The following is a 5,819-nucleotide window of genomic DNA, read 5'->3' as shown; positions in this document are numbered from 1 at the left end:
CGGACGGGCGAGCCGCTGGCTGGCCGCGCATGGTCTGCCCGCGCCGCGCCTCTTGGCCGATCTTCTGGTGCAGAATGACAGTGTGACCTATGCCGATCTTGCCCCTGACTGCACGGTGGAGCCATGGTCGGCCCCGGGAGGGCGCCTCTGCCCACTGATCGCCGGGGCGGCACTGTCCGACCGGCTGCAGGGTCTGGCATCCGGGGAAGAGCTCCGTCTTGGACGCTCGGCCTTTCCGGTCTTCCTGCTGCCTGCTGTTGCGGCCGGGGATGAAGATGACACCGTGCTTGTGTCATGGGGCAATGTAACGGTTGCTGTCGGCCCTGACGGGGTGTCCGTCGACGGCCCGGCCGAAGCGCTGGCGCTGCCAGAGGCAGAGGCCGTGACCATCCGGCGCGGCCAGACCGGCACGGGGCGGACATTGTCCGTTCATCGGCGCTGCGATATGCAGGCGGATGCCGCCGAAGCCCTGAAAGGCTTCGCGCACCGCACCTATGCGCCAGCGACCGAGGAAAGCCGCAAGGCCGGTGCCGGCGCGGGTCTGACTGACAACGACTGAAGCGTTTCGGGTTTCGGTCAACAGGGGACGCATCAAGGTTCGAACCGATAGGTTCGGGCTCTGTTTCGATATAAACGCAAGACGCTATTGGAGAGAACGAGATGGCCGATACAGAAACGCTGAGCCTTGATGAGATTGAGGCATTGGCCTTCGACGCGCTGGTTGCAGCCGGAACCCGCCCCGAAAGCGCCCGCGCGCTGGCGAAGGCCACCGCCGAAACCGAGGCCGACGGCGTTTCCAGCCATGGCATGGCCTATGTCCCGATCTATTGCGAACATGTGCAATGCGGCAAGGTCGTGGGCGGCGCGATGCCGGTCGTGGAGTGTCCGAAGCCGGGTCTGATCCGTGTCGATGCGGCGAACGGCTTTGCCCATCCGGCGATCACGGCGGGGTTCGACCTGCTCTTCCCGATGGCGCGGGAACAGGGGATTGCGGCGCTGGCGATCCACAACTCCTACAATTGCGGCGTTCTTGGCGTGCACACGCGGGCCATCGCCGAGGCGGGCCTTCTGGGCATCGGTTTCACCAATGCACCGGCCTCCATCGCGCCCGTGGGCGCGCGCCAGCCCATCGTTGGGACCAACCCATTCTCCATTGCCGCACCGGATGCGGATGGCGCGCCTGCGATCCTGATCGACCAGAGCGCCAGCGTGATCGCGAAAAGCGAGATCATGAAGCGGTCGCGCGAAGGCCTGCCGATCCCGGAAGGCTGGGCGCTTGGCCCCGATGGTCAGCCGACCACCGATCCGGCCATCGCGCTCAAGGGCTCCATGGCGCCCTCGGGCGGCTACAAGGGCGTTGGTATCGCGCTTCTCGTTGAACTGATGGCAGCGGCGATGACCGGTGCGACGCTCGGCGTTCACGCCAGCCCGTTTTCCGGCACCGCAGGCGGTCCGCCCGCGACGGGCCAGTTCTTCATCGCCATCGATCCCGGCGCGACCTCGGGCGGGGCGTTTGCCGACCGCCTTGCGATGCTGGTCGGTGAGATGCGCGACCGTCCGGGTGCACATATTCCGGGCGCTGGGCGCGCCTCGGCCCGGCGCAAGGCGCTGAAAGGCGGTGTTGCCGTCAATGCAGCGACCTTGGCCAAAGTGCGGGCCATCCGCGACGGCGCGGCCTGAAGATGACTGAGGTCGGCGGCGCTATTCCGCGTCGCCGATCGTCAGTTCGACCGGCGCCAGCCCATCCACCTCACCGTGCAGCCGGTCGCCGGATGCGACGGGTCCGACGCCTGCCGGGGTGCCGGTGAAGATCAGATCGCCCGGTTGCAGGTGATAGAGCGTCGAGAGATGCGCGATCAGTTCGGGCACCGACCAGACCATCTCCGACAACCGCGACTGTTGCGCAGGCTTGCCATTCAGCAGAAGTGAGATCGCCTGCGGCCCCGGTGTGCCAAACGCTCCGGCGCGGGTAATCGGGCCGATCACGGCGGCATTCTCGAAATCCTTGCTGATATCCCAGGGTCGGCTTTTGTCCTTCGCGGCGGTTTGCAGGTCGCGGCGGGTCATGTCGAGCCCGGAGGCATAGCCAAGGACGAGGGCCATCGCATCCGCCTCGGCCACCCGGAAGCCCGCCGCGCCGATGGCGATGACGAACTCCATCTCATGGTGGAAGTCCTGCGTTCCGGGCGCGTAAGGAATTGTCGCGCCCGACAGGATCAGATGGGCTGGGGCTTTGGTGAAGTAGAACGGAGTTTCGCGGTCGACCTCATCCCCCATCTCTTTCGCGTGGTCGGCATAGTTGCGCCCGACGCAGAAGATGCGGGTGACGGGAAAGGCGGCATCCTCGCCCCTGAGGGGGACGGTGACCGGGTCGGGGATGGGGAAAAGAAGCTTTGTCATTCGCCGTAAGGTATCCAGATGTTTTTCACTTGTGTCGCGCGCTGCAGGAAGTCGCGGCCCTGTCCGTCCGGCCCTTGCCAGTCGCGGTTTGGCAGGGTCCATGTGACCTTGAGGTTGCCTGCACTTTCGCCCTCGACCATCCGCGCGCCATCCGCCCCGCCGCAATACCACAGGGCCGCGACATCGTCGTGGGCCGCCAGCGTTTTAACCAGTTCGTCCTTTGCCCCTGTCACGATATTGACCACGCCGCCCGGCAGGTCGGACGTGTCGAAGACCTGATAGAGGTCGGTTGCCGCGAGCGGCATCGACGCGGACGGCACCGCCACCACCCGGTTGCCCATGGCGATGGCAGGAAGGATCAGGCTGAGGAAACCCAGATGCGGCGCGTCATCGGGGCAGGCGATGCCCATCACCCCGAAAGGTTCGGGCATGGCCAAAGTCACATGCGCGGATTTCGTGGAATGCACTGCGCCGTCGAACTTGTCGGCCTGTGCCGCGTAGTAGAAGGCACGGCGAATGGAGGCGGCGACCTCATCACCGGCTTTCGCCACGCCCGCCGCCTTCAGCCTGGCGGTGAACTCCGCCTCACGTGCCGAGAGGTTCTCGGCAATGTAGTAAAGCACCTGCGCCCGGTTATGCCCGGTCGCCTTGCCCCAGCCGGATGCCTTGTGCGCGGCTTCGACGGCGTTGCGGATGTCCTTGCGGTTGCCAAGACCCGCCAACCCGATCTCGCGCCCCTTGGACATGACCGCATAGGAATAGCCTGAATCGGGCCGCTTCTGCGCCCCGCCGATATACATCTTCGCGGTGCGGTCTATGGGGGCAGGGCCCTTTGACGGCGCAGCGGGAGTGGGGGCTGCAGAGAGGTCGGGCGCCTCGGCTTCCGGTCTGGCCTTCACCAACGGGGCGGTAAGGTATTCCCGCATCCCCTCGCGCCCGCCTTCGCGGCCGAACCCGCTTTCGCGGTAGCCGCCGAAGCCAGCGCCTGCATCGAAGATATTGGTGGAATTGACCCAGACGACGCCCGCCTTGACCTTCGCGGCCATGTCGAGGGCAAGGTTGATATTCTCTGACCAGATCGACGCGGCAAGCCCGTAGCGGCTGTTATTGGCCAGTTCGACGGCTTCGGCGGGCGTGCGGAAGGTGGTCAACGTCGCCACGGGGCCGAAGATCTCGACCTCGGACACGATATTGGCAGGCTGGACATTGGTCATGAAGCCAGGGGCGAAGAAGGAACCATGCGCGGGCAATTGGCAGTCTGCCTGATGCAGCACCGCGCCCTCGGCCTCGCCTTGCGCGACGAGTTCGCGGATGCGCGCCAGTTGCACCGGATCGACGATGGCACCGACATCGGTGGACTTGTCGAGGGGGTCGCCGACGCGCAACTTTGCCAGCCGTGCCGTGAGGCGGGACTGGAAGGTCTGATTGATCCCCTCCTGCACCAGAATGCGCGAGCCTGCGCAGCAGACCTGCCCCTGATTGAACCAGATCGCATCAACCACACCTTCAACGGCGGCGTCTATATCGGCATCGGCAAAGACCATGAAGGGCGACTTGCCGCCGAGTTCCAGCGTCAGCTTCTTGCCCGTTCCGGCGGTCGCCTTACGGATCGCCCGGCCCACCTCGGTCGAGCCGGTGAAGGCGATCTTGTCGACCTCTGCCGCGACCAGCGCCGCGCCGGTTTCGCCGTCACCCGTCACGATGTTGACGACGCCCTTGGGCAGGCCGATCTCGGCGCAGATCTCGGCAAAGGCAAGTGCGGTCAGGGGGGTGTATTCGGCGGGTTTCAGGACGACGGTGTTGCCTGCGGCCAGCGCGGGCGCGATCTTCCAGGCCAGCATCAGCAGCGGGAAGTTCCACGGGATGATCTGGCCGCAGACGCCCACGGGTTTCGCGCCGGGGAATTCATCCTCCAGCATCTCGGCCCATCCGGCATGGTGGTAGAAGTGCCGGGCGACCAAAGGCACGTCGATGTCCCGCGCCTCGCGGATCGGCTTGCCGTTGTCGAGCGTTTCAAGCACGGCGAGGAAGCGTTCGCGTTTCTGGATATGGCGGGCGATGGCGTAAAGCCATCTGGTGCGTTCGTGACCTGCCAGTTTCGACCAGCCGGGCAGGGCGGCGCGGGCGGCTTTCACTGCCGCATCCACGTCCTTCTGTGTCCCTTGCGCGACCTTGGCCAGCACCTCGCCATTCGCCGGGTTCGCCGTGGTGAACCCCTTGCCGGGTTTGGTGAACGCCCCGTCGATGAAATGGCCAAAACTGCCGCGCGCCTTAAGCCAGGCCGTGACCTCACCCGAGGCTTCGGGGGCCGGGCCGTAATCCATGGTTTCCAGTATCTCGGTCACTGTCGGCATCGGTCCCTCAGGCAAGTGCATGGCGCGAGGACGCGGCGTAGCGTCCGGTGATGTGATGTTCGAGCTGGCGTTCGATATCGCCAAGCATGGAAGAGGCCCCAAGCCGGAAAAGATCGGGGCTGAGCCAGTCATTGCCCATCTCTTCCTTCATCAGGATCTGCCAGGCGATGGCGTCCTTGGCGGTCTTCATCCCGCCTGCCGGTTTGAACCCGATCCGGTGGCCGGTGCGGTCCCGGTAATCGCGAAGCGCCCGCACCATGATCAGGCTGACGGGCAGGGTGGCGTTCACCCCTTCCTTGCCGGTCGAGGTCTTGATGAAATCCGTGCCTGCCTGCATCGCCACCATTGACGCCTTGTAGACATTGCGCAGCGTCTGCAGATCGCCCGTGGCAAGGATCGCCTTCATATGCGCGGCCCCGCAGGCCTCGCGCATCGCTGCGACCTCGTCGTAAAGGGCCGCCCAGTTGCCATCCAGCACATGGGCGCGGGTGATGACGATGTCGATCTCTTCCGCGCCCTGATCGACGGCATAGCGGATCTCGGCCAGCCGCAGGTCCAGAGGCATCAACCCCGCGGGAAAGCCCGTGGCGACCGAGGCGACCGGAATTCCGGTGCCCGCGACAGCCTTGACGGCGGCGGCGACCATCGTCGGATAGACACAGACCGCGCCGGTGGTCAGTTGATCGAGCCCGAGCCCCGTCAGGATGTGATCGGCCAGGGGGCGCACCGCCTTGGCACAGAGCCTGCGCACCCGGTCTTCGGTATCGTCACCGGCAAGCGTCGTCAGGTCGATGCAGCGGATGGCATTGACCAGCCAGGCTGCCTGCCAGTCCTTCTTAACAGTGCGCCGCGTGGTCAGCGTCGCCGCGCGGCGTTCGGCGGCAGGCGTATTCACCGCGATCTGCTCGAACCAGTCGGTCCGCAGCGGCATGCCCGGATTGCGCGCGGTGTTGGACAGGGCATGGCCCGCGATCTGCGACATGTCGATCCTATTGTTCGGCGTAAGGGTATCTTAACGCCCATAGCTACTGATTGTCCCGGCAAACTGCAACTTCATACCTGACC

General features: G+C 65.4%; 5 protein-coding genes. 2 read left to right on the top strand and 3 right to left on the bottom strand.

From position 1 onward, the window contains the following. A partial coding sequence (locus WBB85_RS19690) for a DUF3726 domain-containing protein (protein ID WP_432640291.1) occupies positions 1–559 on the top strand: 559 nt, incomplete at its 5' end. A gap of 101 nt (positions 560–660) precedes the next feature. Further along, positions 661–1,680: an Ldh family oxidoreductase gene (locus tag WBB85_RS19685; protein WP_432640289.1), complete on the top strand. Its 1,020-nt coding sequence runs from the start codon at positions 661–663 to the stop codon at positions 1,678–1,680. Between the two features lie 21 nt (positions 1,681–1,701). Here WBB85_RS19685 and WBB85_RS19680 read toward each other — a convergent pair whose 3' ends face one another. From WBB85_RS19680 to deoC, 3 genes are read right to left on the bottom strand one after another with little or no spacing between them, the layout of a single operon-like run. Continuing rightward, on the bottom strand, positions 1,702–2,400 hold the full coding sequence (locus WBB85_RS19680) for a fumarylacetoacetate hydrolase family protein (protein WP_432640288.1): 699 nt from the start codon (positions 2,398–2,400) through the stop codon (positions 1,702–1,704). After that, positions 2,397–4,754 carry an aldehyde dehydrogenase family protein gene (locus WBB85_RS19675; protein ID WP_432640287.1) on the bottom strand — a complete coding sequence of 786 codons (2,358 nt, stop codon included), beginning with the start codon at positions 4,752–4,754 and terminating at the stop codon, positions 2,397–2,399. Before WBB85_RS19675 ends, WBB85_RS19680 begins: the two co-directional genes overlap by 4 nt. Before the next feature lie 7 nt (positions 4,755–4,761). Then, complete coding sequence (deoC, locus tag WBB85_RS19670) at positions 4,762–5,736, bottom strand: deoxyribose-phosphate aldolase (protein WP_432640286.1); 975 nt, start codon at positions 5,734–5,736, stop codon at positions 4,762–4,764. Positions 5,737–5,819 lie beyond the last annotated feature (83 nt).

This window comes from Albidovulum sp. (assembly GCF_049646345.1).
In the GTDB taxonomy this organism is placed as follows: domain Bacteria; phylum Pseudomonadota; class Alphaproteobacteria; order Rhodobacterales; family Rhodobacteraceae; genus Albidovulum.
This window is presented reverse-complemented; position numbering and strand designations above follow the sequence as displayed.